Below are 25993 nucleotides of genomic sequence, written 5' to 3'. Positions count from 1 at the left end.
TGCCTTTCGGGGGTTCGGTTTCTGTCTGCGGGTGGGTGGGGGCTGGTCGCGCAGTTCCCCGCGCCCCTAAACGACGTGTGGCCAGCCGCTCTTTTTCCAGTTCAGCTTGTTGAGCCCTAGCTTTGGCGTGCCCTCGTCGTCCGCGTCGTAGTAGTGGTACGCCAGCCAGTCCTGGCCTCGGTCGTCGAACACCGACTGGCCTCCTGTGCCGATGAACCTGCCGTGGCCGGCGAGGAGCAGGTCGCCGCCGCCTTCCAGCATGGGCTTGCCCTTGCTGTCGACGTACGGGCCCGTCACCTTCGTCGATCTGGCCACCCTGATCTTGTACGTCGAGTTCACGCCGGAGCAACAGGCGTCGTAGGAAGCGAAGAGGTAGTAGTGGCGGCCCCTCTTCACGATGTAGGGGCCCTCGACCGCGTACGGCGCGTCCGGGCGCGTCGCCAGGTGGTGGACCGTGGTGTCCGGTACCGCCTTGCCCGTCCTCGGGTCCAGCTCGACCATCCGGATGCCCGTCCAGTACGACCCGAACGACATCCACAGCCGGCCGTCCGCCCGGATGATCGCCGGGTCGATGGCGTTCCAGGTGTCGGTCGTCCCGGAGGTGAAGGCCTTGCCGTGGTCGGTCCAGGTGCCGGGGAGGCCGGTCGGGGAGGTGGCGACGCCGATCGCGGAGTGGTTGGTGCCCCAGGAGGAGACCGCGTAGTAGAGCCAGTACCTGCCCGCCCGGTAGGAGATGTCGGGGGCCCACGGGTCGCCGGTGTCGTTGTACTCGTACCACCAGCTCGGCGGCTCGGCGAAGGCGTTGCCCGCGTCGTCCCAGTGGACCCGGTCCTCGGAGACGCGGGCGCCGATCACACCGCCGGTCGAGTAGGCGACGTAGCCGCCGGACTTGAGGCGGATGACGGTCGGGTCGTGGATGATCCGCTGGCCGGTGATCGGCTGCGGGTCGGGGTGGGTGACGTCCGCCGTGGCCGTGGTGGGCAGCAGGGCGAGGAGGGCGGCGGCGACGATCGCCGCGAGTCTGTGGCGCTTCAACTGTGTAGCTCCTTCAGGGGAGTTACTGGCCCGCGAGGCCGGTGTGCGCGACACCCGCCACGATCTGGCGCTGGAAGAAGACGAAGACGATGATCAGCGGCAGGCCCGCCATGAGGCCGCCCGCCATGAGCTGGGCCCACTGGATGCCGTAGGAGTTCATGACGGTCGCGATGCCGTTCGGCATGGTCATCAGGTCGGGGTTGTTGGTCACCATGTACGGCCACAGGAAGTTGTTCCAGGAGGCGATGAAGGTGAAGATGCCGACCGCCGCGAGGGAGGGGCGGGAGAGCGGGAGCACGATGGTGAAGAAGACCCGCCAGCGGCCCGCGCCGTCGATGAAGGCGGCCTCCTCCAGCTCGCGCGGGATGCCCTGGAAGAACTTGTAGAGGATGTAGACCATCGCGGCGGGCGCGCACTGCGGCAGGATCATGCCCCAGTAGGTGTCGACCATCCCCATCTGCTGGACGGTGGTGAACAGCGGCACGCCGAGGACGGCGGGCGAGACCATCAGACCGGTCATGACCAGGCCCAGCAGGGCGTTCTTGCCGCGGAACTCGGTGCGGGCGAAGCCGTATCCGGCGAGCGCGCTGACGAACAGCACCACGGCGGTCACGCAGACCGAGACCACCACCGAGTTGACGAACCAGTTGGTGATGTTGCCGGTCTCGAAGATCGCCGACCATGCCTGGGTCGTCCACACCTTCGGCAGCCAGTGCGGGGGCACCTCCACGGCCTCCGTCTCGGACTTCAGCGAGGTGAACAGCGCCCAGACGAGCGGCGCGAGGAAGACCAGGGAGACGGCGGCGCCGAGGAGCGTGAGGACGATCTGGCTGGGCGTCCACGCCTTGCGCGAGGACTTGACGCGTACGTGTGCGGCGGTGCTCATCGGCCGCCCTCCTCACGGTTGCGCAGCAGCCACATCCGGGCGAGGGCGACGGCCGCGATGATCACGAAGAAGATGATGGAGATCGCGGAGGCGTAGCCGACGCGGTAGCTGGTGAAGCCCTCTTCGAGGGTGTACTGCACGAACGTCCGGGTGGATCCCTCGGGTCCGGGCAGGAAGTCCATCATCACCACGGCCTGGTCGAAGACCTGAAGCGAGGCGAGGATCTGCAAGGCGATGACGAGGCCGGTGATGCTGCGCAGCATCGGCAGGGTGATGTGGACCATGCGGTGCCAGGCGTTGGCGCCGTCCAGCCTGGCGGCCTCGTAGAGGTGCGCGGGGATACCCTGGAGCGCGGCGAGGTAGAGCAGGAAGCTGAAGCCGACCGTCCACCACAGGGTGCAGATGACGACGGCGAGCATCGCGTACGACTTGTCGTTCAGCCACGGCGTCTCGATGCCGAAGACGTGGTTGAACATTCCGGTGCCGGGGTTGAACAGCCACTGCCACAGGTTGGCGGCGACGGTCGACGGCAGCAGGAACGGGGCGAAGAAGCACAGCCGCCACAGCCACTTGGCGCGCTCGATGTGGTGGGCGAGCATCGCGAGGAGGAAGGCGAGGACCGTGATGCAGGGCACGACCAGGAGCGTGAAGTACGCGCTGTGGCCGAGCGACTCCCACACCAGTGGGTCGTCGAGGGCCTCGCGGTAGTTGTCGAGTCCGACGAAGCTCGTGGCGTCGCCGGAGATGTTGGCGTCGGTGAAACTGAGGTACACGCCGCGCAGCAGCGGCCAGATCACGAACAGCACGAACAGCAGCAGGAACGGGGCGACGAACCAGCCACCGTGCTGGAAGCCCTGCTTGCGGCGTACGGTGGCGCTGTCCGCGGCGGTCCGTGCGCGGGGGGGCGCGATGACGGTCTCTGCGCTGGTCGTCGTCATGCGACCGTACCTCCCTGCGCGGCGGTCCGGCCGTCCATGGGGTTCTTCGAGGCGAGCAGCCCGGTGAGCGTGCTCTTCATGGAGCGGGCGGCGGCGTCCGGCTTGGCGGAACCCATCGTCGAGGAGACGACGATCGGGCCGACGCGCTGGGCGAGGATGCCGGTGGAGCCCGCGAACCACACCTTCGGCTCGGTGGCCTGGTGGTCCATCGCGGTGACGTACTCGTTCTGCGGGCTCAGCTCCTGGTACGCGGCCGTCGAGAGGGTCGGCGTGTAGGCGGGGATGTGGCCGCCGGCCGCCCACTGCCTGGCGTGCTGGACGATGTAGGCGGCCAGCCGGTGCGCGCCCTCGTTCGTGTCGCCGCCGCGGCCGGACTGGTGCGGCAGGACGAAGGCGTGCGACTCGGCGTGGGTGGCCTGCCTGCCGAAGACGGGCGGCAGCGGGGTGGCGCCGTAGTCGATCTTCGCGCTGTCGTAGACCGGCACAGACCAGTTGCCCTCCCAGACGAAGGGGCCGCCGTTGACGAACTGTTCGGCGCCCGCGCCACCCGCGAAGTTCGGGTTGGCGTACCCGTCGGTGATGTGCCGGCGCAGGAACTCCAGGACCTGGGTGGCCTTGTCGGTGTCGAAGGTGACCTCGGTGTGGGAGTCGTCGAACCAGGTGCCGCCGAGCTGGGTGTAGAAGGCGACGAAGAACCACCACTGGAAGTTCTGGTCGCTGGACCACATGCCGATGGTCTGCAGGTCCTTCCTGGTGGCCGCCTTGGCCTCCTTGAGCACGTCGAACCATTCGTCGACCGAGGTCACGGGCACGATACGGCCGTCCTCGCCGAGCAGGCCCGCCTTCTTCAGCACATCCTTGCGGTAGAAGCAGAGCTGGACGTGGATGTCGAGCGGGAGGGCGTAGAGCTTGCCGTCGATGACCGCGCGTTTCCACAGCGCCGGGTTGAAGTCCGCTTCCCGCACGCCGTACTTGGCGAGCAGGTCGACGTCCCAGGGGTCCAGGAGGCGGCCGGGCGAGAAGCCGGTGACCCGGCCCAGGTGCATGACGCCGAGGTCCGGTGCGCGGTTGCCCGCCGCCGCCATGGCCAGTTTGGTGTAGAAAGGGCTGCCCCACTGGAGGGTGGAGTCCTTCACGTCGATGCCGGGGTTTTCCCTACGGAAGGCGTCCAGCATGGCGATCATGTTGTAGCCGTCGCCGCCACTGAAGAGGTTCCAGTACCGCACGCGGGTCTGTGAGCCGGAGGCGAGCGCGTCGGCGCCGGTCCCGAGTGCGGCGAAGCCTAAGCTTCCCGCGACCGCGAGACCGCCCGCCGCTGCCAGAAGTTGCCTGCGGTTCAGGCCAGGTTGTCCCATTCCCCGCCCTCACTGTTCGATATTCCGGATCACGCTCGTAGCTTCGAACGGGACCGTAAGTTCGAAGCGCTTGCGCGTCAATGGGGCGGGTGTGAAGCGCCGCACCGAAAACCACCCCGAAAAGCGGTCGAAAAGAGACGGCGGGGCTTTCGGGAAATGATCGTTCCCGATTTGAACAACGGTCACGGGATCGCATGACGCGGACAGTTCCGGACGCGTAATCTCGGACGGGCCGCCGAACGGCGGTGAGAAGGGGGCACGATGGACATCGCGGGCGCGCGGAGGACTGCGTCCCGGATCGCCGCGGCGCTGCGACGTTCGCGGCGCGGCGCCACGATGCGGGCTCTGGCGGCCGATCTCGCCACCGCCCTGCGTGCCAGACCCCGTCCCCCGTCCGACGTCCGCGAGTTGTGCGCCGCACTGTGCGAGGAGATGAGCGTCCGCCGCGGCGGACGGCCCGTCGAGCTGCGCTTCGAGCGGTTCCCCGACGAGATCGAAGTCACCGGCCTGTGGGTGGAGTTCCAGGACTTCGACCTCGTCATCGTCGAGGAGCGGGCCGAGGCCATGCAGCAACTGGTCATCCTCGGACACGAGTTGTGGCACATGACCGCCGAACACACCCACCACCACGTGGCGGGTACGGCGGCGGCGCACGCTCTCGCCGAGCAGCCCGGCTGGAAGGACGTGGCGTTGACCGTGGCCGCCCGCGACGGCTCCCGGCAGCGCGACGAGTCCGAGGCCGACGACTTCGGCCACCGCCTCGCCGCCGTCTTCCGTCCCCTGCTCTCCTTCGAAGGGGCCCCGAACGCGCCCCTCGACCCGGTGCAGCGGTCCATGGGCTACCGCGGACGCGGAGGTACGGCGCGGTGATCACCGCCTTCGCACCGGTGTCCCCGCACGCGGTGGCGGGCCCGGCGTCCCTCGCGCTGGACCCCTCCCGTCTCCTCGGCGGGGTGCACATCTCCTTCTGGCTCCCGACCGCGGTCCTGACCGCCGCCCTCGCGATCAAGCTGCCCAGCATCGTCAAGATGTGGCGGGACCCGCTGCTGCGTGCCGTCGGCGGCCTGCTGCTGTTCGCCTGCGCGGTGTTCGTGTTCGCCGCCCCGGGCACCATCGCCTGGACCAACCGGGTCACCGGCGTCCCGAACATCTCGTCGCCCTGGGTGTACTCCCTGCTCACCACGCTCTGCGCGTCCTGGCTGCTGCTGATCATCGCCTGGCGCAACGGCCTCACCGACCGTGCGCACCGCACCCGCCGCGCCACCCGGTGGGTCGTCTCCGTCTACGCGGGGGTGATCGTCGCCCTGTGGGTGCTCTTCGCGCTCGCGGACACGCCCGTGGAGCGGCTGCGGGACCTGGACACCTACTACGCCAACACGCCGTTCATGCGCGAGCAGATCGTGCTCTACCTGACCGCGCACACGGTCGCCTCCACGGTCACGGCCCGGCTCGTCTGGAACTGGATCCGCACCGACGGCCTCGACGCCTGGCTGCGCTGGGGGCTGCGGCTGCTGGGTATCGGCTTCACCACGAACCTGTTCTTCGCCGCGGCCAAGCTCACCGCCGTGATCGCCCGCTGGACCGGTCACGACCTGGACTGGCTGTCCACCAACGTGGCGCCGTCGGCCGCCTGCGTCGCCGCCACCCTGGTCGCGGTCGGCTTCATCGTCCCGCACGCCGGCCAGTACCTCCAGGAGCGCTGGCGGCTGCGGGACCGCCACCGGCGCCTGCGGCCCCTCTACCTGCTGATGCGGACCGCGACGGGCGGCCGCGAGCCCTTCACGCTGCGCGCCACCGCCGAACTGCGCCTGATCCGCCGCGAGACGTTCATCCGCGACGGACTGCTCCACCTGGCCCGGCACCTCGACGAGGACCTGCGCGCCCGGTCCTACGAGGCCGCCGTCGCCCTCGGCTTCGAGCGCGGCCGGGCACAGGCCCTCGCCGCCGCCGTGACGATCGTGGACGCCGCCTCGGGTGAGCGGCCCCCGGAGGGGGCGCCGGAAGCCGACGGCGAAGGGCAGCCCTCCGAGCCGGACACCACGTATCTGCTGCGGGAGATCCAGGCCGTCTCTGAAGCCCTCCGCAGCCCCGACGACATCTTGGCGGTGCGCACCCGCGCCGCCGCCCCGGCAGAGAGCGTGTCCGCGCATGACTGAACCACCCACCCCCGCCAGAACCGCCGTCGTGCTGGGGGGCTCCCACACGGGCATGCTCGCGGCACGCGCACTGGCGGAGTTCGCCGACCGGGTCGTCGTCGTCGAACGCGACGTACTGCCCGAAGGTCCCGAGCCCCGCAGGGGACTGCCGCAGGCGCGGCACGCCCACATGCTGTGGTCGGGCGGCGTGCGGGCGGTGGAGGAGCTGCTGCCGGGAGCCACCGGCGCGCTCCGGGCGGCCGGGGCGCGCCGGGCGCCGGTCACCACGGACATGGTCGTCCTCGGCACGCGGGGCTGGTTCCGGCGCTGGCCCGAGTCCCACCACGTGATCCTGGCCGGCCGGGACCTGCTGGACGCGACGATCCGCGCCCAGGTCCTCGCGGACGAGCGGATCCAGCTGCTCGGTGCGACCGAGGTGGTGGGGCTCGAAGGCACGGCGGCCGCGGTCACCGGCGTGCGGGTGCGCGAGCGCGACGAGGGCGAGCGGGTCATCGAGGCCGGCCTGGTCGTCGACGCCACGGGCCGCGGCTCCGGGGCCTCCCGGTGGCTCACGGCCCTCGGGCTGCCCGAGGCGGAGCGGCGCGAGGTCGACTCCGGGCTGGTGTACGCCAGCCGTCTCTACCTCGCACCGGAATCGGCCCGGGACGGCTACCCGGTCGTCAACGTGCAGCCCGACCTCAGGGAAGGAGTCCCGGGCCGGGCGGGCTTCCTGCTGCCCATCGAGAACGGCCGGTGGATCGTCACCCTGAACGGCACCCGGGGCGGCGAACCCTCCGCCGCCGGCGACGACTTCGTGCGGTTCGCCCGCGAGGAGCTGCGGCACCCGGTGATCGGCGACCTGCTGGAGCAGGCCGAGCCGCTGACCGACGTGTCGGTCACCCGCACGACGCTCAACCGCCGCCACTTCTTCGAACGGATGCCGGTCTGGCCCGAGAACTTCACCGTCCTCGGCGACGCCCTGGCCGCGTTCAACCCCCTCTACGGTCACGGCCTCTCGGTCGGCGCCCAGAGCGCGCTGATCCTGCGGAAGGTGCTACGGCGTCAGGGATGGGGCGCGCCCCGGCTGGCCCGGCGGATCCAGAAGGCGGTGGTCCGGCCGGTCGGCGCGGCCTGGGACCTCGCCATAGGCCAGGACGTGTTCTACCCGGGCGCCACGGAGAACGGCCCCACGCTCAGGGACCGGCTCCTGGCCGGGTACGTCGACCGGCTCATGTACACCGCCACGGGCAACGGCCGGATCGCCCGCCGGGTGACCGACGTGACGTCGCTCGAACGGGGGGCGGCGGTGCTGCTGTCCCCGTCGGTGCTGCTGGCGGCGGCAGTGGGTCCGCTCAAGCCCGCGCTGAACGGCCCCCCGCTGACAGAAATGGAGCGAAAGGCCGCCGGCCTGGCGTGACACCCGCCGAGCCAACGGGCCGTCCGCCACCGAGGCCCCGGACGGCCACTGCCGCCAAGCCGCACGGGGTGCGACCGCAGGGCCGGCTCCCGCACCGGAGGGACACGGCACCCGGCGCGGCCGACAGGCGTGACGCCGCCTGACCGCGCGCGGTTCGGCCGGCGGGCCGGCACCCACACCGGAGAGACGCGGCACGGCTGCCGGGCTCCCGTGACACCGCCTGACCGCGCACGGTTCGGCCGCCGGGCCGGCACCCACACCGGAGAGACGCGGCACGGCTGCCGGGCTCCCGTGACACCGCCTGGCCCCGCGCGGTTCGGCCGCCGGGCCGGCACCCACACCGGAGAGACGCGGCACCGGGCCGCACGAACCAGCCCCCGCCACCACAGGCCGTCCGCTCCTGAGGCGGCGCACGGCCAACGCCGACAAGCCGCGCGGCGATCGGCCGCCGGGCCGGCTTTCGCGCCGGAGAGGCGCGGCGCCGGGCCGCGTGACCGAGGCGCCGGCGCCGGCAGGACTCAGCCCGCGAACGCCGGTTGCGCCAGGCCCTTGCCCGCGCCCGGTACCACCAGCAGCGAGCCCGCGACCGGGTGGGGTGCGGACAGCCCCACGCGGGCTGTCGTGATGTACAGGTCGGTCAGGTCGGCGCCGCCGAACGCGCAGGCCGTCACGCGGGGCGTGGGCAGGTCGATGACGCGCTCCAGTTCGCCGGCCGGCGTGTAGCGGCGTACCGCCCCGCCGTCCCACAGGGCGACCCACACGCAGCCGTCGGCGTCGACCGTGAGGCCGTCGGGAAAGCCCGCGCCCTCCTCGATCTGCACCAGCGGGCGCCTGTTCAGGGGGCGTCCGTCGGCGAAGTCGAAGACGTCGACGCGGCGGGTCGGCGAGTCGATGTAGTACATCAGCCGGCCGTCGGGGCTCCAGCCCGTGCCGTTGCTCACCGCCACGTCGTCGAGGACGACGTCGGCCGTGCCGTCGCCGGTGATCCGGGACAGCGTGCCGCCGCCGGGTGCCTCGTCGTAGCGCATGGTGCCGGCCCACAGGGAGCCGTCGGCGGCGACGGCGGCGTCGTTGGCGCGGCGCCCGGCGACGGGCTCGTGGTGCAGCCACCGGAACGTGTCGTCGGGGTCCAGGAGGCCGACGCCGTCCCGGAGGTTGAGGACGAGGCCGCCGCCCGCGCGCGGCTTGGCCGCGCCCACGTGCTGGTCGGTGGTGCGGGAGGTACGCCGGCCGGAGACCGGGTCGTAGGTGTTGACCCGCGAGCCCAGGATGTCGATCCAGAGGAGCCGGCCGGCCGCCGCGTCCCACGTCGGGCCCTCGCCGAGGGTCGCCTCCGCCCGGACCGCCACCTCGTACGCGGAGGTCACGGCATCCTCCGGTGGCCGAGCCGCTCGGACAGTTCGGCGGCACCCTTCGCGGCGAGCTGCTCCAGCTCGACACGGCGGTCGTCGCTCCAGCGGATCATCGGCACCGAGATGGACAGCGCGGCGACGACCCGGCCGGTGCGGTCCTGCACCGGCGCGGCCACGCAGGAGACGTCCGGGTTGGACTCGCGGCGCTCCACGGCGACCCCGCGCTGCCGGATCTCGGCAAGGGCCTCGCGCAGGGCGTCCGGCCGGGTGATGCTGTTGGGTGTCATCGCGACCAGATCGGCGTCCTCCGGGACACGCGCCGACAGCTCGTGCTCGGGGAGGGAGGCCAGCAGCATCTTCCCGACGGAGGTGCAGTGGGCGGGCAGTCGCCGGCCCGCCGCGGAGACCATGCGCACGGCGTGCGTGGAGTCCACCTTGGCGATGTAGATGACGTCGGTGCCCTCCAGGATGGCCACGTGCACGGTCTCGTCACAGGTCTCTGCGACCGTGCGGGCCACCTGCTGGCCCTCGGCGGCGAGGTCGAGCTGCTCGGCGTACCGGCTGCCCAGCTGGTACGGCCGTACGCCGAGCCGGTAGCGTCCCGGCTGTCCCGGCACCTGGACGATGTACGACCGGGCGGCGAGCGTGGTGACCAGCTCGTGGACGGTGGTGCGCGGCAGCTGCAGCCTGCGCACTATGTCGGGGGCGGAGAGTGTCCCGTCCCCGTCGAGAAAGAGCTCGAGAATGTCGAGAGCTCGGGTCACCGCAGGTACCAGGCGTCCCACGACCGGCCCCCTCCCTTGTGGTCTCAGCGCCTGTGTTCGAAATTTCAACAGACGATCGGCATGACGAACACAGGCTAGTCATAGAGGTATGTCCGGGCAATGGGCATGGCAGGTCACTTCCGCCTCATGCGTACAACCTTTCCTCCACCGAACCGTCATATCTGTGGAACTCCCATGGGGGGAGCTGGTTTCGAGCTATGGAGTGGTTGATGATTCGCGATTTCGCCGGCCTGCGCCGTGTCCGCCTCAGACGCGGCGCCGCCGCCCTGGCCCTCGTCACGCTGAGTGCGGGCGGCTGGGCCTCGGCGCCCACCGCGACCGCCGCCACCACGGTGGCCGGCTCGGCGTGCGTGCCGACGGCGGGCTTCACGGGCTGCCGACTGTACGACTTCACCGGCGGCAAGGAGAGCTTCCAGGTCCCGTCCGGCGTGAACTCGCTGGACGTGCGGGCCTGGGGGCAGGGCGGCTGGGGCAGCAGCATGGCGACCGGCGGCGCGGGCGGATACACCGCGGGCACGCTGAAGGTCACGCCCGGCGAGACGCTGTCCGTCGCGGTCGGCGGGTACTACGTCGGCAAGGCGTTCGGCGACGCGCTGGGCGGCGCCGGCGGGGGCGGCTGGGCCGAACCCGGCGGCAACAGCAGCGCCATCCGCACCAGCGGCGGCGACGCGCTGGTGATCGCCGGCGGCGGAGGCGGCGCCGGCGGCATCTCGATGGGCTACGGTTCCGGCGGTGCCGCGGGCGGCGAGAAGGGCCAGGACGGCTCCGAGTCGACCTTCGGCGGCAAGGGCGCCGACAAGAACACCGGTGGCGCGGCGACCGGCAACGGCGCCGCGGGGGCCGACGCCACCGCGGGCGGCCGCGGCGGTGCCGGCGGCAAGGGCAGCTCCGGCGGTGGCGGCGGCGGTGCCGGTTACGCGGGCGGCGGCGGTGGCGCGGGCACGGACGACCCGACCGGCAAGGGCAGCGGCAGCGGCGGAGGCGGCACCGGGTACGCCGACCCCGACCGGGTGACCGGAGCCCGCCTAGAGAGCGGCGACCGCTACACGGCGCCCGCGAAGGACGACCCGTTCTGGTCGAAGGGGTGGGAGCCGGAGACCGAGGGGATCGCCGAGGGCGGCGCCAACCTCATCGGCGGCAACGGCCGCGTGGTGATCCAGTGGAAGGGTGCCGTCGCGCCCGCCGAGCTGAGCCCGGCCACCCCCGCGGAGCAGTCCGTCGAGCCGCTTTACGAGGTCCCGCCGATGGCCGCGGTGGTCCGGGACAAGGACGGCAAGCCGGTCGAGGGCGTCTCGGTGAAGTTCGCGATCGACGACCCGCAGAAGCTGGGCCTGATCTTCGGCGCGCGTGACAACGCGACGTCCGTCGTCCTGGCGAGCGACGCCCAGGGCCGCGTGGAGACGCCGACCATCTACGCCGGCGGCAAGAAGGGCGACTTCACCGTCCGGGCGACGGCGCCGGGCGGCCTCTCCACGACGTTCACCGTGCACATCAAGGACCTGGCCAACGAGGTGAAGGTCACCGGCGGTGACAAGCAGCAGGCCGAGCCCGGCGAGCCCTTCGCCGAGGCGCTCCAGGTCCTGGTGACCGACGAGGGCAAGCCGGCCGTCGGCGCGAAGGTGAACTACCTCGTCCAGAGCACCAGTTCGAACCGCCCCAAGTTCGAGGGCAAGGCCGACGGCGTCCAGGCGACGGCCGACGACGAGGGCAAGGCCACGTCGCGCGAGTTGGTCGCCGGCACGGAACTCGGCACGTACACGGTCGTCGCGACGGTCGGCACCGGCGGCGCGTCCGCGACCTTCACGGTCGAGGTCGTCGAGAAGGTCGAGTCCGACCCGTCGGCCTCGGCCTCGCCCAGCCCGTCCGGCTCCGCCGACGGCGTCACGGGCGGCACCGGTGACGACGACGGCTCGACCGCGGGTTCCGGCAACGACAACTCGACGCAGACCACCGGCGGCGGTCTGGCCAGCACCGGTGCGGGCGGTATCGGTCTGATCGCGGGCGTGGCCGCTCTGCTCGCCGCCCTGGGCGTCGCGGCGGTGCGCTTCTCGCCGCGGCTGCGGACCCGTTTCCAGAGCCGGGCCTGACCTCCCGGAGCAGGTGATCCCCTGACCGGGGTGCGGGGCGTACGACACGCCCCGCACCCCGGTCGTCGTTCGGGTACGCCTTCAGAACGCCTGCGGACCCGGGCAGCGTTCCGGCCCGGCGTCCGGCCGACGGTCGGAGGAGTACCGCCCGGCACCTCGGCGACCGTCGTCCGCACGCCGAACCAGAACCAGAACCATGGGCCCGACGGCCGACGCCGACCGCGCTTGAGGCCAGGCGGAGGCCGCGGCATCGGCGAGAGCGGGCCCGGCGACAGCGTTCATCGGCGTAGGGCTGCCGCGGCGGCCGGTGCCAGGCCACCGCAGGCGGGTGCGGGACGTGAGCGCACGGCGCGGTGAGAGCGGGCCCCGCGACAGCGGAAGCGACGGCATCGGCGCGACGGCCCCCTCGACAGCGGAAGCCACGGCTCGGCGAGACCGGGCCCGGCGAACATGCGGCGCGGCGGATCCGGACGCGGTGGTCGCCGGCGGCGGTGTGGCCGGCCTCAGGTCACTCCTTCCGCGCGGAACCCCGCTCTCTCACCCCCGGCCTCTCACGCCCGGCACCTCACCCCCGCCCCGGCGTCTCCCCCAGCGTTCCCCGCAACCGCTGGGCCCTCAGCACGAGTTCCAGCTCGAAGCGGCGGTCGGGGTCGTCGATCTCGGCGCCCCACAGTTCCCGGATCTGCCGGAGCCGGTACCGCACCGTCTGCGGGTGGACTCCCAGGCGTGCCGCCACTTCCGGCGCGCCGCCCCTGGTCTCCAGCCACGCCAGTAACGTCTCGGCGAGCCGTCGGCCGTGGGTCGGCCCGCAGTGGGTCAGCGGGGCGAGGCAGCGCAGGGCGAGGTCGTCGATGAGTTCCTCGGGCTGGAGGAGGACGAGGGCCTCGGTGTGCTCGGTGCAGTACAGGACCTCGCCGGCCGGCAGCAGGCCGCGTTCCATCAGGCCCACCGCCGCCTCCGCCCAGCGCAGCGACTTCGCCGCGTCGACAAGCGGGACCGGCGGGCCGATGGCGCCCGCCCATCCGGTCAGGGCCCGGTGCAGGAGTTCCGGGCGGCCGCCGGCGTCGGGTTCCGGGACGACCATGCGGGGCTGCTCGTACTCCATGTCGAGCAGCACCCCCTGCCCGACCGCCGGGGCGACCGCTTCCCGCGCCGGGCGCAGCAGTACCCCCACGGCGACCTTCTCGGGCAGCGACCAGCCGATGCGGGCGGCGCGCTCGGTGAGGGCTTCGGCGGGGTCGCCGCGGTGGTACTCGGCCAGCAGCAGTTCCATCAGCCGGCGCTGCAGGCGCAACCGCTCGCCGGCCTGGCGGGCCGCCGCCTCTGCGTAGCCGCGTACGGACTGGTCGACGAGGCCGTCGAGGTACTGGTAGCCCGCGTCCACCAGTTCGTACATCGCCGGCGGCGGGATCTCCACGCGCTGGCCGATGTCGGCGAAACGGCGCCAGGCCAGCCGTACGCCCATGCGGTAGATCGCCTGGAGCGAGTCGAGGCTGCGACCGCCCAGGCCCTCGCCGCGGCCGAACTCCTGGAAGACGCCGGGGGGTACGGTCGGGCGGCCCTCCGAGTGGTCGGAGTGCTCCAGGTGCTGGACGAAGACCTCGATGGCGCGGCGGATGCCGATGAGGGCCATCGGTTCGCCGGACTCGTCGAGGACCTCGGGCAGGTGCGGGTACTCGCGGCGGATCTCCCGCAGGATCTCCTCGGCGAGCTCGGGCGCCTCCGCCATGGCGATGGCGGCGAACCGACGGACCTGGATGCGCGGCACGTCGTGCCAGGCCGAGCGGGTGGTGACGCTTGCCGGGTGAGGCGTCACGGGTCAACTCCCCTGGCCCGCTTGCTCGTACGTGATCAAGGGGGTGTTGGGCTGGTCGGGCGTCGCTTCGAGCAGCGCGACGACGCCGAGTGCCGCGCCCACGGCGAGTACGGCGCCGAGTGCCACGGCGAGTGCGGCGGCAAGCAGTCTGGACATCGCAGGGTCAGCCTCTCTGTCCGGCTCGATCCGGAGGTCCCACCCCGGCGTCCACCCTGTCCGTCGGGCCCTAGTGTCGACAAGACATTGACACTCCGTCAAGGGGCGCCTACGGTTCCCGGCCCAAGGGCCCTGTCGTCACGCTCCCGTCTGCCCCACGGCGCCTGGCACGCGCAGCTGCGGCCTTGTCGTCGGTCGCCGACGCCCCGCGTCGACTCCCTCCTCCGCCTTGCAGCTGCACGCACCAGACCCCGCGGGGCCCGCCGTCCGGGCGGACGACGGGAGCCTGACGACAGGGCTCAGAGCGGCCCGAACTCCGTCATCCCACGCCCCAGGAGTGCCCGGATGCGCCGTACCGCCTCACCCATCTCTCTGATCCTGCTGGGACTTGGCTCGTTTCTGCTGGTACTGGCGCCCTTGCTGGCCTGGTACGTCGAGCCGCGAGCCGCCGTCAATCCCATCGACATCGACACCACCGCCGTCTACCGCGGTACGGGCAGCGTCTTCGACACCGAGCGTGTCGAAACCGTCCCCGACCAGCGGATCACCGTCACCCAGCGGGTGCGCGGCAACGTCGCGGACAGCGAGCGCAGCGGCAACGCCGTCTGGGACGTGACGACCACGGTCGACACGGACAAATCGCTGCCGGCCGCCGATCCGCACGACGCGCTGGACTTCGTCCCGCACCGCTGGGTCATGGACCGCAAGACCACCAAGCCGGTGCACTGCTGCCGGGAAACCCCGTACATCGAGGGCGAGGCCTACCTGAAGTTCCCGTTCGACGTGCAGAAGCGCTCCTACCGCTGGTGGGACAACACCCTCGGCTCGACGGTCACCCTGAACTACCGGGGTACCGAGAAGGTGCACGGGCACACGGGTTACCGGTTCACCGGCACGGTCCCGCCGTCGAAGGTCGGTTCCCGGCTGGTGCCGGGCGGCATCGTCGACCAGCCCCAACGGCCGCAGGTGCTGGCCGAGGAGTGGTACTCCAACCACGGCGTCGAGCTGGTCGTCGACCAGGCCACCGGCCGGGTGATCTACGCGCAGACGGGCCCGAAGCGCACGCTGCGGGCGCCCGGCGCGGACAAGGACGCGGTGGTGCTGCTGGAAAGCCGGAAGATCGCGTTCACCACCGCGACACAGAAGGAGGCGGTGCGGCAGGCCGAGCGGGACAGCGGCCAACTGCGCGCGGTGGGCACGACGTTGCCGATCGGGGCGGCCGTGGCCGGATTCGTCCTGGCGGCCGTGGGGGGCGTTTTGGTGGCACGGGGCAGCAGGCGTCCCGAATCCGCCGAAACACCCGATACGCCGAGGGTTCCCGTCACGATGTGACGTGACGTCAGCTCTAATAAAGCCGGAAATTGTCACTTGCGTGAGTAGCCGTGGCGAACGGCGGGGCGAAAACTGTCCACCCCACCCCGAACACAGTCCATCCACACCCACCTCGCAAGAAGCACCCAGGTTCCCCACAGACCGAAAAACCCTCTTCCCCCACGCTGAGTTCCGCACCCTGAGACGAGTTGGAGCACCCATGCCCCAGCACGTGCCATCCCAGCTGCGTGCCCCGGTCCCCCGGGCGTCGCAGCTCCCTCCGGCGCTCCCCCCACCGCCGCGCCGAATCGTTTTCCTCGCCCATCGAGATCTGGACAACCCGGCCGCCGGCGGCTCAGAGCTGCTGGTCGACCGACTCGCCGACGGCCTGACCCGGCTCGGCCACCAGGTGACCCTGCTGTGCGGAGGGCCCGCCTCGTACCGTGACTACCGGGTCGTGTCGGCCGGCGGCGAGTTCGGCCACTACCTGCGTGCCCGCTCGGCCTTCACCCGTCAGGTCGGCGACTGCGACCTGCTGGTCGAGGTCTGCAACGGCATGCCGTACCTGGCACCCCTCTGGCACCGCGGCCCCACCCTGTGCCTGGTCAACCACGTCCACACCGACCTGTGGCAGATGCGGTTCGGCGGGCCGCTGGCCCCGGCCGCGCGCATCGGCCGAAGACTCGAACACTGGGCGCTGGCCGGTGCCCAGCAACGGAACCTGCTGGTCGCCGTCTCCCCGTCGACGGCCCACGCCCTGCGCGCGATCGGCGTGGAACGCGACCGCATCCGGGTCGTGCACAACGGCGTGGAGGAACCCGGCCCGCGGGCCGACCGTTCCCCCGAGCCGCTGTTCGTCGCGGTGGGCCGGCTCGTCGAGTACAAGCGGATCGATCTGCTGCTGAGGCTGTGGGAGCGGGTGCGGCCGGTCACCGGCGGCCGGCTGCTGATCGTCGGCGACGGGCCCGAGCGCGAGCGGCTGCAACAACTCGCCGGTCCCGGCGTGGAGTTCACCGGTCATGTCTCCGAAGCGGAGAAGCACCGTCTGCTGTGCGAGGCCTGGCTGCTGCTGCATCCCTCCGCGGTGGAGGGCTGGGGCCTGGTGGTCACCGAGGCCGCCGCCCGGCAGACCCCGTCGATCGCCTTCGACGTTCCCGGCCTGCGCGACTCGGTCGTGGACGGCGAGACGGGCGTCCTCGCCCACGGCGAGTCGTCCTTCGCGGCGGCCTGGTGCACGCTGGCCCTGTCGGGCCATCGCCGGGAGCTGATGGGGAAGGCGGCGCGCGACCGGGCGGCACAGTACCGCTGGGACCGGACGGTGAAGCAGTTCCGGGCCGTGGCCGCCGAGGCGGTGCGGGGATGGGTGCCGTGACGCCTACTCGCCGTGGCGGAAAGGCCGTCTCGCGGATGTCCGCCCTGCGCGGCTGGTCGCGCGGTTCCCCGCGTCCCTTGGGGGACACTGTGCGGCAGCCGAGTCTGAAGGACCCCTCCTTTCGGCGCTCTCTCACCCTCTTCCGTGCCTTCCTGCACGAGCAGGAGGACCCGGAGGCCTGCTACTCGCTGCTCGCGCGGGACGCCGTCGACCAGGTGGAGGCCTACGACGGTCCGGTGGCCGGCCGTACGGTCGTGGACGTCGGCGGCGGCAGCGGCCACTTCACCGCCGAGTTCCGGCGCCGCGGCGCGCAGGCCCACCTCTTCGAGCCGGACGTACGGGAGCTGGGCGAGAAACCGCCCGAGGGAACCGTGATCGCCGACGGTTACCTGCTGCCCCTGTCCGACGGGGCCGCGGATGTGACTTTCTCCTCCAACGTCCTCGAGCACGTGGCCGATCCGCAGACCTTCATCAGTGAGCTGGTGCGGGTGACCCGGCCCGGCGGGCTGATCTACGTGTCGTTCACCAACTGGCTGTCCCCGTGGGGCGGTCACGAGTGGGCGCCCTGGCACTACCTGGGTGCCGAGCGGGCCCGTGCCCGCTACCGGCGCCGTACCGGAAAGGCCGCAAAGCACACCCTCGGCGAGAACCTGTTCGCCGTGCACATCGGCCCGACCCTGCGGCAGGTGCGCGCCCGCGACGACATCACGGTCGTCTCGGCGCGCTCCCGCTACTGGCCGTTCCTCGCGGAGACCGTCGTAAGAGTCCCCGGGATCCGCGAGGTGGCTACCTGGAACCTCCTCCTCATCCTCCGGCGGTGTCCACCATGACGACGTCCACGGTCCAGGCCCCTCCTCCGGCGGCCGTCCCCACCACCGCGATCATGTCGCGCCCTCCTGAGGGGCCGAGGTCACGGCGCTGGCTGCTGGGGTTCTGGGCCGTGGTGTTCGTGCTGTTCCTGGCGGTCCGTCCGGGCCGCCAGACCTTCGACACCAAGCTCGGCGTCACCACCGACCCGGGCCGGTTCCTCGCCGACCTGGGCCAGCTGTGGCACGACCAGGGCTCGTTCGGCGGGATCCAGGACCAGTACGTCGGCTATGTGTGGCCGATGCTGCCGTTCTACTGGCTGGGCCACGCCGTGCAGCTGCCGGTGTGGCTGATCGAGCGGCTGTGGCTGTCGCTGGTCGTGTCGGTGGCCTTCTGGGGTGCGCTGCGGCTGGCCGAGCGGCTGCGGATCGGCAACGGAACGTCCCGGCTGCTGGCCGCGGTGGCGTACGCGCTGTGGCCCGTGTTCACGGTCGTCGTCGGCTCCACGTCGGCCGCCGCGCTGCCCGGCGCGTTCCTGCCCTGGGTCCTGCTCCCGCTCGCCGACGAGCGCTACACCGCCCGCGTCGCCGCCCTGCGCTCGGCGCTGATCGTCCCGTTCATGGGCGGCGTCAACGCCGCCTCGACCCTGGCGGCCCTGCTCCCGGCCGGCCTCTACCTGCTCTCACGCCCGTCCGGCCCGAGACAGCGCAAGCTGATCGCCTGGTGGGCGCCGGGAGTGCTCCTGGTGACGGCCTGGTGGTGGATCCCGCTCCTCCTGCTCGGCACCTACGGCGAGAACTTCCTTCCATACGTGGAGAGTTCGCAGACCACGACCGAGACCATGTCGGCGACCGAGGCACTGCGCGGCGCCGGCAACTGGGTCGCCTACCTGCACCTGGTGGAGGCGTGGCTGCCGGCCGGCTGGACGGTGGCGTCCTCGGTGCTCGTGATCCTCTGCTCGGCGCTCGCCGCCGGGCTGGGACTCGCGGGACTGGCCCGGCGGGACATGCCGGAGCGGCGCTGGCTGGTGCTGACCGTACTGACGGCCGTACTGGTACTGCTCGCCGGATACGGCGGCGCGTTCGGCGCGCCCTTCCACGGGGCCGTGCAGGACTGGCTGAACAGCGGTCTCGCGCCCTTCCGCAACATCTACAAGTTCCAGGTGGGCCTGGCCCTCGCCCTGGTGCTGGGCCTCGCCCACCTGGTGGGCGTCGCCGCCGAGCCGCGCGGCGCCCGCGAGGTGCGGGGCCGCCGGTTCGCCCCGCTGATCGCGGCGGTGCTCATCCTGCCCGGGCTGATGTGGCCGTACCTCAACGGCTCGATCCTCCAACCGGGTTCCTTCCAGGAACTCCCCAAGTACTGGCACTCCACGGCCGACTGGCTGGAGAAGTACTCCCCCGACTCGCGCGCCCTGGTCGTCCCGGCCACCGCGCACGGCATCTACACCTGGGGCTCCCCCATCGACCAGCCCCTCGACGTGCTCGCCGAGTCCCGCTGGGCGCAACGCGACTACGTCCCCTTCGGCACCCCCGGCAACCGGCGCGCCATGGACGCGGTGGAGGAAGCGCTGCTGACCGGCGGCGAAGTCCCGGGGCTGGCCGACTACTTGAGCCGGGCGGGCGTCTACTACGTCGTCGTCCGCAACGACCTCGACCCCGACCAGATCGGCAACGTGCCGACCTCGACGGTCAAGCGGACCCTGGAGCAGTCCGGCTACGAGCGGGTGACGGGCCTCGGCCCGCTCATGACGGGCGGCGAGATCCAGCCCGACACCCCGCTCCAGGTCGAGGGCCTGTACCCGAGGCAGCGGGCGGTGGAGATCTACCGTCCCGCGAGCGAGGACGTGCGGCGGCCCGGACAGGCCGGACTGGCTCCGGTCGCCGACACCGCGGTGGTCTCCGGCGGCCCCGAGGCGCTGCTGCCGCTGGCGGCCGAACTCCGCGGCCGGGCGACCGTGCTGACCGGCGACAACCACCCCGGGCTCGGCACCCCGCCGCTCCAGGTGGTCGGCGACGGGCTGCGCCGCGCGGACACGCGCTTCGGGCTGGTCAACGCGAACACCTCGTACACGTACACCCGCGACGAGCGCAACGCCTCCGGGGCCGCCCAGGACGCCGGTGAGGCACCGCACCAGATCCTGCCGGTCACCGGTCAGGACCACCAGACGGTGGCCGAACTGCGCGGCGCCCGCACGGTCACGGCGTCCTCGTACGGCAACTGGCTGTTCCACCTGCCGCAGTTCGACCCCGTGAACGCCTTCGACGGCAACCCGGACACGGCGTGGACGGAGGGCGTGGCTGGCTCGCCGAACGGCCAGTGGCTGCGGATCGCCTTCTCGGACGACGAGTTCGACATGCCGTCCTCCTTCAAGGTCACGCCGTTGCCGCAGGAGAGCGTGCGGTCGGCGGCGACCCGGGTGCGGGTGGAGACGGAGAAGGGGTCGGTGAGCAGCTTCCTCCGGCCGGACGGCTCCACGCAGAGCATCAAGGCGCCTGCCGGCGCGACGAGCTGGATGAAACTGACGATCACCGACTCGGTGGCCCGGCGGACCGGGCTCGCGGGCGCGGGCTTCGCCGAGATCGACCTGCCGGACGTCCAGGTGACCCGGCTGCTCCGGCTGCCCACCGACGCCGCGGGCGCCGAGAACGCGGCCGCCTCCGCCGAGGTCTTCTCCCTGCACCGCACCGCCGACCCGGCCGGGTTCTCCCCGACGGGCACGGAGGCCGGCCTGCACCGGCGCTTCTCCACGGAGTCGGCGGGGACGTACGAGGTGGAGGCGAGCGCGGTCCCGGTCACCGGGCCCGAACTCGACCGGCTGCTGTACGAGATCGCGCCCGACCAGGCAGGCCGTATCACGGCGACCGCCGACTCCACGGCCGCTCTCGGCGCGGGCCTGTCGGCGCGCAACCTCACCGACGGCGACCTGACGACGGCGTGGATCGCGGGCGACCGGCCCACGATCCACCTGCGCTGGCCCGACAAACAACCGGTCGGCGAGATCGTCCTGCCCGCCGCGGGCGGCCTGTCCACCCGGCCCACCGAGGTCGACATCAGCTCCCCCGACGGGGCGGTGATCGCCGGCGTCGACGACAACGGCTGGGTCCGCTTCCCGGCGATCACCACGGACCGCCTGGACATCACCATCACCAAGACGGCCCCGATGACCCTGCACAACCCGGTCGCCGACGAGGACCTGCAACTGCCGGTCGGCCTCACGGAGGCGTACATCCCGGCCCTGGACCGCTACCGCACGCCCCAGCCGAAGGCGACGCGCACCTTCTCGCTGCCGTGCGGGTCGGGGCCGGTGCTGGCGGTGGACGGCGAGCTGTACCAGACCGGCGTGAAGGGAGCGGTACGGGACCTGACCGAGCGGCGGGCGGTGGAGGTGACGCTCTGCCAGTCGGGGCGTGCCGACGGCGGGCTGGAGCTGGCGGCCGGCTCGCACCGGGTCGAGGGCGGCGACGCCGGACCGCTCACGCTGACCGACGTGACGCTGACCCGCGGCACGGTCACGGAGCCCACCTCGATCGCCCGTGACCTGCGGATACGGGACTGGCTGGGCGACCAGCGCGCCGTGACGGTCGGCTCGGGCGCCGCGTCCTACTTCACGACGTACGAGAACTTCAACGACGGCTGGAAGGCCACACTGGACGGCAAGGAACTGTCGCCGGTGCGGCTGGACGGCTGGCAGCAGGGCTGGCGGATCCCGGCGGGGGCCGGCGGCACGGTGAAGCTGTCGTACGAGCCCTCGACGACGTACGACGCCGGGCTGATCGGGAGCGGGGTGGCGGTGGTCGCCCTGCTGGGCCTGGTGCTGTGGCGGCGGCACGCCCCCAACCCGGACGGCCCGCAGCCGCTGCCGCCGACGCCCGGCCTGTGGCTCGGCACGGTGGCGCTCACCCTGGTGGGCATCGTGATCGCCGGGTGGTTCGCCCTGCTCGTACCGGCGCTGGCGCTCCTCGCGTACCGACGGCACTCGCTCCTCGTCCCGATCACCTTCGTGGCGCTCGCGGGCGCGGGGATCGCGGCGGCGGTGGGGGCCGGGGAGCCGGTGGGCGCGGAGCAAGGGGCGTTCGGGCCCGCGGCCCAACTGCTCGCGTTGATCGGCCTGTTCGCCGCGCTGGTGAGCGTCCGCGAACGGACCGGGACCGCGACGTCCGGGACACCGGCGACCTCCGGGACACCTGTGGCGTCGGAAGCACCTGCGGCGTCCGAGGCGCCGACGCAGCACCTGCCGCCGGCCGAGGCGAACAAGGGGAGGAACGAACCCGCATGACGAGCACACCGCTGCGCATCCCGTTCCCGGTGGTGGACGAGGTGGCCCGGCACTGTCTCCAGGAGGAGGAGCCGGAGACGGTCCACATCGAGGTGCACCTGCCGGGGCAGCTGGACCCGGCGCGCCTGCGGAAGGCCTTCACCGAGGCGCTGCACCGGCACCCGCGCATCCTCATGCGGGAGGCGGCGGGGCGGTGGTACCGACGCCGCTACGAGTGGGAACTGACCTCCGAGCCGGACGTGGAGGTGGTGAGCTTTCCCGCGCCGGGGCGGGACGCGTTGCGGGACGCGCGGACGCGGGCGCTGGTGGAGGCCCCACCGCTGTCGGCTTCGCCGCCGGTGCGGCTGGAGGTCGTCGAAGGGGCAGGGCCGGTCGAGGGCAGCGAGGCGACGGACGCGGTCGGCGCGGCTGCGGGCGGTCGTGCCGCCGGGGCGGCTCCCCGCCCGCGGAGAGCGGCACCCCGCGACCGCGGGCAAGCACCCCCACCGTCCGGCAGCAATCCCGGCCAACGCCCTCCAGGCACCGTCCTGTTCCTCACCATCAACCACACCGCCCTCGACGGCCCCGCCTGCCTGCGCGTCCTCGCCACCGCCGCGGAACTGTACGGCGGCAAGGACAACGCCCCGGCAGCCCCGCCCCTGCGCGCTCCCGAACCCCCCTCGCTCCCCGAGAACACCCCCTCCGTCTGGGCCAAGCCCGCCCGCGTGGCCCCCGGCGCCCCCGAACTCTCGCCCGGCAACGGCCTCCTCGTCACCGAACTCGCCCTGCCGCACCGCCCCAAGGGCTCCCCGTACACCGTGAACGACCAGCTCATGGTCGCGACGGCGCTCACCCTCTCGCACTGGAACCGGGAACACGGCGTCCGGCCCCGCCCGCTGCGCATCACCATGCCCGTGGACGACCGCCCCCGCGACACGGCCATGCCCATCGGCAACGGCACCCGACTCGTCGAAGTCCCCTTCGCGCCGGAGGAGTTGGACCACCCTCCGATGCCCGACCTGCTGCGCCGCACGGCGACCCGCACACGTGCCCTCAAGTCCCTCCCCCGCCCCCAACTGGGCCACGGCGCCTCTCTCCTGACCGCCCCGGTCACGCCCGTGGCGTGGCGTGCCGCGCTCACCCGGGGTCTGCGCAGGGCCGCCGCGCCCTGGACGTCGACGACCCTGCTCAGCAACATCGGGCGGATTCCCTACCCACTGGACTTCGGCGAGGAGGCCGGCCGCGCGCACGCCGTGTGGTTCTCCGCGCCGGCCCGGATGCCCCGCGGGCTCACCGTCACCACCGCGTCCACCGCGGGCCGCCTCCACCTCGCCCTGCGCTGGTCGCGCTCCCTGCTCGGGCACGGCGACGGAGCCCACCTGCGGGACCTCTTCGAGCACTACCTGCACACCACGGAAGCCGGCACATGACCTCTGCCGCGCAACTCCCCAAAGACCTGCGGGACTTCTACGAGGATCCCGCCGTCCCGGTGGCCTCCGGCACCCCCCGATCCCTGCGTCAGGCTCGCATGCTGGCATCCGCGCTCGGCACCGGGAGGGCCCGGACGATCCTCGACATCGGCTGCGGCGACGGCACCGCGGCGGCCACCGCCGCCCCCCTCCTCCCCGGCCACCGCATCGTCGGCGTCGACTGGTCCCAGGACGCCCTGAAACGCGCCCGCGCGCACCTGACGTACGCGATCCGGGGTGAACTCAGCGGCAGCGGGCTCCCGTTCGGCACCGGCTCGGCCGACGCCGTGCTGTTCAGCGAGGTGATCGAGCATCTCGTCGACCCGGACGCCGCGCTCGACGAGATCCGCCGCGTCCTGCGCCCGGGAGGCCACCTCATGCTGTCCACCCCGAACCTGGCGGCCTGGTACAACCGGGCCCTGCTGCTGGCCGGCGTCCAGCCCGTGTTCTCCGAGGTCAGCCTGCGGGGCATTCACGGCCGGCCCGGCAAGGAGGTCGTCGGCCACCTGCGCCTCTACACCGCCCGCGCGCTGCGGGAGTTCGTCGGCGCGGCCGGCTTCGAGGTCGTACGGCTCGAAGGCGCCCCCTTCCACGGTGTACCGCGCCCGCTGCGGCCGCTGGACCGGCTGGCCTGTGCCAGACCGTCCCTCGCGTCGATCCTGCTGCTGCACGCGCGAAAGACGTAGGGGGGCCGGCGATGTGGTGGGGAGTGGCCGCGGCGCTGCTGGCGAACGTCCTGTACAGCACCGGATTCGTTTTGGAGAAACGGGCGTTGGCCGCCCTGCCCGAGGTCAGCATCCGGCAGCCGGCCCGGCTGCTCGCCCTGGTGCTGCGCAGTCCGCTGTGGATCGGGGGGTCGCTCTCGCTCGCCGCCGGATTCGCCGCGCAGCTCGCCGTGTACCGGACGCTGCCGATCGCCGCCGCCCAGGGCATCTTCGTCTCCGGCCTGGTGCTGCTCGTGCTGCTGTCCGCCCGGCTGCTCGGCGAGGAGACCACCGGCCGCGAACGGTACGCGCTGGGCGCGATCCTCGCCGCGCTCCTGATGGTCGTCCTGTCGCTGAACGAGCGCTCCGACACGGTGAGCCAGGAGGCGCCCTACCCGCTGATCCTGCTGGTGTGCGTGCCGTCGCTGGCGGCGGGCGTATGGCTGTACAACTCCGCCGAGCGCCGCACCCGGCACCGCCACCGCGCACCGACGACGGGCGTGGAGTACGGGGTGGCGGTGGGCCTGCTCTACGGCGTCAGCTCCCTCGCGATCAAGGGCATGTCCGGCTACCTCACGTCGAGCGGTCTCGGCGGGGCCGTGGTCGACGTGCTCCGTTCCCCGTATCCGTATCTCCTGCTCTTCACCGGCGCGTTCGGTCTCGTCCTGTCGCAGGCGGCGCTGCAACGCTGCCGGGCCTCGCTGATCGTTCCCGTGTGCACGACCGTCACCTGCCTGTACACGGCCGTGCTCGGCACGCTCTCGTTCGGCGAGGCGCTGCCGCACGACCCGATCAGACTCGCGCTGCGCCTCGCGGGCATCGTGCTGGCCGTGGCCGTACTGCTGGCCATGCCGAAGCACGACAAGGCGCCTCAACCGCCCCTCGGTGCCAAGGAGTTGACACCCCCGTGAAACCCGACGACCCGCTGCTGAAGATCCTCGCGTGCCCGCTCGACAAGGGGCCGCTGCACCTCGTCCCGCCGGACGGTCCGGCACAGGGCGAGGTCCTCTACAACCCACGCCTGCAACGGCGTTACCCGATCCTCGACGGCATCCCCCAGCTGCTGCCGGCCTCCGGGGAACAGGTCTCGGACGACGAGCACGAGGAACTGCTGAAACGGATGAACCCGTGACGGGCCCCGCGCGCACCTTAGCGGCCCGCGTGGCCCCCCACCTGCCCACCCGCCTGGTCGCCGCCGCCGCCCGGGCCGTCTATCCGCGGTTCGAACCGGAGCTGGCGCGGCTGTCCGACCTGTGCCCGCACGACTGCGGTACGGCCGTGGACGTCGGCGGCTGGTACGGCCCCTGGACCCGGCGGCTGTCCGGGCGGGCACGCCGGGTGGTGACCGTCGAGCCGGTGCCGCACCTGGCGCGGCTGCTGACCTCGGCGGCCCCGGCGAACGTCCGGGTGATCCAGGCCGCCGCCGCCGACCGCCCGGGCACCGCCCAGCTGTGGCTGCCGCCGGACGACGCGGGCGACCGGGGGGTGTCGTCGCTGGTGCGCCGGGACATCCACGGCCGAGCGGTGGACGTCCCCTGCATCACCCTCGACGAGCTGGCCCTGCGTGACGTCGGCTTCATCAAGGTCGACGTGGACGGGAGCGAGCTGGCGGTGCTGCGCGGGGCGACCGGGCTGCTGGCGCGCGACCGGCCGGCCCTCTTCATCGAGCTGGAGTCCCGGATCCAGCCGATCGCGCCGGTGGTGACGTACCTGGCCATGCTCGGCTACGACGGCTGGGTGCTGCCCCGCGACAACTGGGTGCCGCTGGCGGGCTTCCCACTGGAGGCCCACCAGTCGGTGGCCTCGTACGTCGTCGCCCACGGCCTGCTGCGCCGCGTCCTCCCGTTCCGCAATCGCCCCCGGTACGTCAACTCGGTGCTGTTCCTGCCGGACGGCAGGCGTCCGGGCCCCGGCCGCGCGGAGCCGGAGGGCGCGTCGGAGTCGAGTGGGCGAGCGCACGGAGGCCCGAAGGACTGAGCACCGTCGTCCCCTCAACACCGACCGAGGCGCCCGGAGGCGGAGCGCCGAAGACACGCGCCGAGCCGGAGGGCGCGTCGGAGTCGAGGGGGCGAGCGCACGGAGGCCCGAAGGACTGAGCACCGTCGTCCCCTCG

Annotated in this window: 21 protein-coding genes; 13 read left to right on the top strand and 8 right to left on the bottom strand. The window is 72.4% G+C overall.

Annotated elements, in window-relative coordinates; translation table 11 throughout:
• Positions 1-66: 66 nt before the first annotated feature.
• From KUM49_RS32375 to KUM49_RS32360, 4 genes are read right to left on the bottom strand one after another with little or no spacing between them, the layout of a single operon-like run.
• Entirely contained in the window at positions 67-1035 is a 969-nt protein-coding gene (locus tag KUM49_RS32375; protein WP_217240518.1) for an arabinan endo-1,5-alpha-L-arabinosidase, read from the bottom strand.
• Positions 1036-1057: 22 nt separating this feature from the next.
• Positions 1058-1921 (bottom strand): carbohydrate ABC transporter permease, encoded by an 864-nt coding sequence (locus tag KUM49_RS32370; protein ID WP_217240517.1) that lies wholly within the window; start codon positions 1919-1921, stop codon positions 1058-1060.
• Positions 1918-2859 carry a carbohydrate ABC transporter permease gene (locus KUM49_RS32365; RefSeq protein ID WP_217240516.1) on the bottom strand — a complete coding sequence of 314 codons (942 nt, stop codon included), beginning with the start codon at positions 2857-2859 and terminating at the stop codon, positions 1918-1920. Before KUM49_RS32365 ends, KUM49_RS32370 begins: the two co-directional genes overlap by 4 nt.
• A complete protein-coding gene (locus tag KUM49_RS32360; RefSeq protein WP_217240515.1) occupies positions 2856-4214 on the bottom strand; it encodes an extracellular solute-binding protein in 1359 nt (452 codons plus the stop codon). The genes KUM49_RS32365 and KUM49_RS32360 overlap by 4 nt, the downstream gene beginning before the upstream one ends.
• A gap of 261 nt (positions 4215-4475) precedes the next feature.
• Here KUM49_RS32360 and KUM49_RS32355 point away from each other — a divergent pair, with 261 nt between their 5' ends.
• From KUM49_RS32355 to KUM49_RS32345, 3 genes are read left to right on the top strand one after another with little or no spacing between them, the layout of a single operon-like run.
• A complete protein-coding gene (locus tag KUM49_RS32355) occupies positions 4476-5084 on the top strand; it encodes a toxin-antitoxin system, toxin component family protein (protein ID WP_217240514.1) in 609 nt (202 codons plus the stop codon).
• 32 nt (positions 5085-5116) lie between these two features.
• On the top strand, positions 5117-6370 hold the full coding sequence (locus tag KUM49_RS32350; protein ID WP_374200225.1) for an MAB_1171c family putative transporter: 1254 nt from the start codon (positions 5117-5119) through the stop codon (positions 6368-6370).
• Entirely contained in the window at positions 6363-7766 is a 1404-nt protein-coding gene (locus KUM49_RS32345) for an NAD(P)/FAD-dependent oxidoreductase (RefSeq protein WP_217240513.1), read from the top strand. Before KUM49_RS32350 ends, KUM49_RS32345 begins: the two co-directional genes overlap by 8 nt.
• A 518-nt stretch (positions 7767-8284) precedes the next feature.
• Here the strand turns inward: KUM49_RS32345 and KUM49_RS32340 are convergent.
• A complete protein-coding gene (locus KUM49_RS32340; protein WP_217240512.1) occupies positions 8285-9133 on the bottom strand; it encodes an SMP-30/gluconolactonase/LRE family protein in 849 nt (282 codons plus the stop codon).
• A complete protein-coding gene (locus tag KUM49_RS32335) occupies positions 9130-9903 on the bottom strand; it encodes an IclR family transcriptional regulator (RefSeq protein WP_217240511.1) in 774 nt (257 codons plus the stop codon). Before KUM49_RS32335 ends, KUM49_RS32340 begins: the two co-directional genes overlap by 4 nt.
• A gap of 209 nt (positions 9904-10112) precedes the next feature.
• Here KUM49_RS32335 and KUM49_RS32330 point away from each other — a divergent pair, with 209 nt between their 5' ends.
• Positions 10113-11990, top strand: a complete 1878-nt coding sequence (locus KUM49_RS32330; protein ID WP_217240510.1) for a glycine-rich protein — start codon at positions 10113-10115, stop codon at positions 11988-11990.
• Positions 11991-12555: 565 nt separating this feature from the next.
• Here the strand turns inward: KUM49_RS32330 and KUM49_RS32325 are convergent.
• Entirely contained in the window at positions 12556-13806 is a 1251-nt protein-coding gene (locus KUM49_RS32325) for a CdaR family transcriptional regulator (RefSeq protein WP_217240509.1), read from the bottom strand.
• Positions 13807-13809: 3 nt separating this feature from the next.
• Complete coding sequence (locus KUM49_RS32320; RefSeq protein WP_217240508.1) at positions 13810-13962, bottom strand: hypothetical protein; 153 nt, start codon at positions 13960-13962, stop codon at positions 13810-13812.
• A gap of 345 nt (positions 13963-14307) precedes the next feature.
• Here KUM49_RS32320 and KUM49_RS32315 point away from each other — a divergent pair, with 345 nt between their 5' ends.
• The 9 genes from KUM49_RS32315 to KUM49_RS32275 all read left to right on the top strand — a co-directional run bounded on the left by KUM49_RS32315 (position 14308) and on the right by KUM49_RS32275 (position 25857).
• Entirely contained in the window at positions 14308-15294 is a 987-nt protein-coding gene (locus tag KUM49_RS32315) for a DUF3068 domain-containing protein (protein WP_217240507.1), read from the top strand.
• 199 nt (positions 15295-15493) lie between these two features.
• Positions 15494-16645, top strand: coding sequence for a glycosyltransferase family 4 protein (locus KUM49_RS32310; protein WP_217240506.1), 1152 nt, complete (start codon positions 15494-15496; stop codon positions 16643-16645).
• Positions 16646-16680: 35 nt separating this feature from the next.
• Positions 16681-17475 (top strand): class I SAM-dependent methyltransferase, encoded by a 795-nt coding sequence (locus KUM49_RS32305; protein WP_374200224.1) that lies wholly within the window; start codon positions 16681-16683, stop codon positions 17473-17475.
• Positions 17472-21728, top strand: coding sequence for a DUF3367 domain-containing protein (locus KUM49_RS32300; RefSeq protein ID WP_217240685.1), 4257 nt, complete (start codon positions 17472-17474; stop codon positions 21726-21728). Before KUM49_RS32305 ends, KUM49_RS32300 begins: the two co-directional genes overlap by 4 nt.
• The gene (locus KUM49_RS32295) at positions 21725-23137 is read left to right on the top strand and encodes a condensation protein (protein ID WP_217240505.1); all 1413 of its coding nucleotides are present in this window, start codon (positions 21725-21727) and stop codon (positions 23135-23137) included. The genes KUM49_RS32300 and KUM49_RS32295 overlap by 4 nt, the downstream gene beginning before the upstream one ends.
• Entirely contained in the window at positions 23134-23862 is a 729-nt protein-coding gene (locus tag KUM49_RS32290; protein ID WP_217240504.1) for a class I SAM-dependent methyltransferase, read from the top strand. Before KUM49_RS32295 ends, KUM49_RS32290 begins: the two co-directional genes overlap by 4 nt.
• A gap of 23 nt (positions 23863-23885) precedes the next feature.
• The gene (locus KUM49_RS32285) at positions 23886-24791 is read left to right on the top strand and encodes a DMT family transporter (protein ID WP_217240683.1); all 906 of its coding nucleotides are present in this window, start codon (positions 23886-23888) and stop codon (positions 24789-24791) included.
• Complete coding sequence (locus KUM49_RS32280; protein ID WP_217240503.1) at positions 24788-25012, top strand: Trm112 family protein; 225 nt, start codon at positions 24788-24790, stop codon at positions 25010-25012. Before KUM49_RS32285 ends, KUM49_RS32280 begins: the two co-directional genes overlap by 4 nt.
• Positions 25009-25857, top strand: a complete 849-nt coding sequence (locus KUM49_RS32275; protein ID WP_217240502.1) for an FkbM family methyltransferase — start codon at positions 25009-25011, stop codon at positions 25855-25857. The genes KUM49_RS32280 and KUM49_RS32275 overlap by 4 nt, the downstream gene beginning before the upstream one ends.
• Positions 25858-25993: the final 136 nt, after the last annotated feature.

The organism is Streptomyces sp. AC555_RSS877 (assembly GCF_019049245.1).
Lineage (GTDB): Bacteria > Actinomycetota > Actinomycetes > Streptomycetales > Streptomycetaceae > Streptomyces.
The sequence above is the reverse complement of the archived record's forward strand: the minus strand, read 5'-3'. Positions and strand labels throughout refer to the sequence as shown.